Origin of the sequence: Mesorhizobium sp. M2A.F.Ca.ET.039.01.1.1 (assembly GCF_003998035.1) — a bacterium.
Classification (GTDB): domain Bacteria; phylum Pseudomonadota; class Alphaproteobacteria; order Rhizobiales; family Rhizobiaceae; genus Mesorhizobium.
In genome coordinates, this window is the sequence record NZ_RZRY01000835.1 from 1 (window position 1) to 2,414 (window position 2,414).

The window sequence follows — 2,414 nt, forward strand, 5'->3', positions numbered from 1 at the left end:
GCACTCGACCAGATCCTCCACCATTTCGGCACCGACACCGTCGCCGAGGTTACCGGTCGCTCGCGCCGCATCGTCAAAAAGACCGGTCGCGACAGCATCGACCGGCTCGCCGTCGAGAACCGGCCCGGCTCGGCCAACCTTGCCGAAGCCCAGGCATTCATGGATGACGACAAGGCCGTGCTGGTCTTTTCCGACGCCGGCGGCACCGGCCGCTCCTACCACGCCGATCTCGGCGCCAAAAACCAGAGACTGCGCAAGCACTATCTGCTCGAAGCTGGCTGGCGCGCTGACAACGCCATCCAGGGGCTCGGCCGGACGCACCGGACCAACCAGGCGCAGCCGCCACTGTTCCGGCCGATGGCCGCCAATGTGAAGGCCGGCAAACGTTTCCTGTCGACCATTGCCCGACGGCTAGACACGCTTGGTGCGATCACGCGCGGCCAGCGCCAGACCGGCGGGGCAGGGCTGTTCCGGTCCGAGGACAATCTCGAAAGCCCCTACGCCCGTGCTGCACTACGTCAGTTCTACTATCTGCTGCACCAGGGCAAGATCGAGGGCTGCTCGCTGAGGACCTTCGAGGCGGTCACCGGGCTGTCTCTCACCACGGACGAGGGTGGGTTGCGCGACGAGCTGCCGCCAATCACGACCTGGCTCAATCGGCTGCTGGCGCTGCGCATCGAAACCCAGAACCTGCTGTTCGAAGTGTTTGAGCAGCTGATGACGGCAAGAATTGAAGGCGCCATCGCCGCGGGCAACTATGACAAGGGGCTGGAGACGATCACGGCGGAGAGTATCATCGTCACCGATCGCCACACAGTCTACACGCATCCGGTTTCCGGCGCTCAGTCTCATGTGCTGACCGTGGCGCGCAAGGATCGCATCCGCCCGCTCGGCCTGTCCGAAGCACTGGCGATCGCACGCGCGGAACCGCAGTCGGTCCTGCTGGTCAACGCGCGGTCAAGCCGCGCGGCGATCCAGCTGCCGACGGCAAGTCTGATGCTCGACGACGGGACGATAGAGCACCGGGTGCGCCTGCTGCGGCCGACCGACGAGCTGCGCTTCGGTCTCGATGCCCTTGCCGAAACTCTTTGGCAGCCCGCCGACCGAAGGCTGTTCTGCGAGCTGTGGCAGGCAGAAGTCGCCGCCGTTCCGGAATTCACGACCAGCACCTTCCATATCGTCACCGGCCTGTTGCTGCCGATCTGGCGGCGGCTGCCGGACCATGATTGCCAGGTCTACCGGATCCAGACCGATGCCGGAGAACGCATCATCGGCCGTCACATCGCGCCGACGCTGGTCGCGACCATGTTGCGCAATCTCGGCATCGACAATGTCCCGACACTGGCGACGGAGGAGGCATGGACCGGACTGGTGGAGGGACGGATCGGCCTGCAGCTTGCCGATGGTCTGGTCCTGCGCCGCAGCCGCGTCATGAACGACTGCCGCGTCGAGCTCATCGGCTTCACCGACGCGATGGTGCCGCGCCTGAAGGCATTGGGCCTGATCGCGGAAATCATCTCCTGGAAGCTCAGGCTGTTCATCCCGACGGCCGAGCAAGGCTCCGCGATGCTCGCATCGCTTCTCGATCGCCACCGGCTCACCGGCGTCACCGACCGCGCGGCCGTGGCTTGAGAGGAGGCGATCATGACCGGCTCGGCCTCCGAGCTGGCGCGTCGTCTTGGCGATCATGCCGAGGCGGTGTGCCGCGAATATCTCTCTAACGGCCATCGTTCGGGCAATCACTGGATCGTCGGTGACGTGCGCAACACGCGCGGCCGCTCCATGCATGTGCGGTTGAGAAGCAACGCTAAAGGCCCGGCGGGCAAGTGGGTGGACGAGGCGACGTCCGAATTCGGCGATCTCCTCGATGTCATCCGCGAAAGCTGCGGCCTTATTGAGTTCCGCGATGTCGCGGACGAGGCGCGCCGCTTCCTCGCCATGCCGCGACCGCCGGCGCAAGACCCCGGCGCGGAGCGCCAGCCAGCCGCGGCACGCGGCTCCCCCGACGCCGCGCGTCGCCTGTTCGCCATGTCGCAGCCGATCGCCGACACGCTGGCCGAACGCTATCTTGCTTGCCGCGGCATCCTGCTCGCCGCGCGTGAACGCGCCTTGCGCTTCCACCCCGGCTGCTACTACCGCGATCTCGTCACCGGCGAGACGCAGACCCTGCCCGCGTTGATCGCGGCCGTCACTTCCCTCGACGGACGCATCACCGGCCTGCAACGCACCTGGTTGGATCCGAACGGCAACGGAAAGGCGCCGGTTGCAGATCCGCGCCGCTCGCTCGGCAATCTTCTAGGCAACGCCATCTGGCTCGGCATGGAGCCCGGCGAATCAATTTCGGTCATGGTCGCCGGCGAAGGTTTCGAGACGATGGCCTCGCTCCGCGTCGTGATGCCGGCACTGCCGGTGGC

At 66.2% G+C, this 2,414-nt stretch carries 2 protein-coding genes; both read left to right on the forward strand.

Annotation, left to right across the window (positions count from 1 at the left end; all coding sequences use genetic code 11):
* The coding region (locus EOA24_RS34385) for a strawberry notch C-terminal domain-containing protein (RefSeq protein WP_189354473.1) at window positions 1–1,632 on the forward strand (1,632 nt) is incomplete at its 5' end.
* A gap of 12 nt (window positions 1,633–1,644) precedes the next feature.
* The coding region (locus EOA24_RS34390) for a DNA primase (RefSeq protein ID WP_127410611.1) at window positions 1,645–2,414 on the forward strand (770 nt) is incomplete at its 3' end.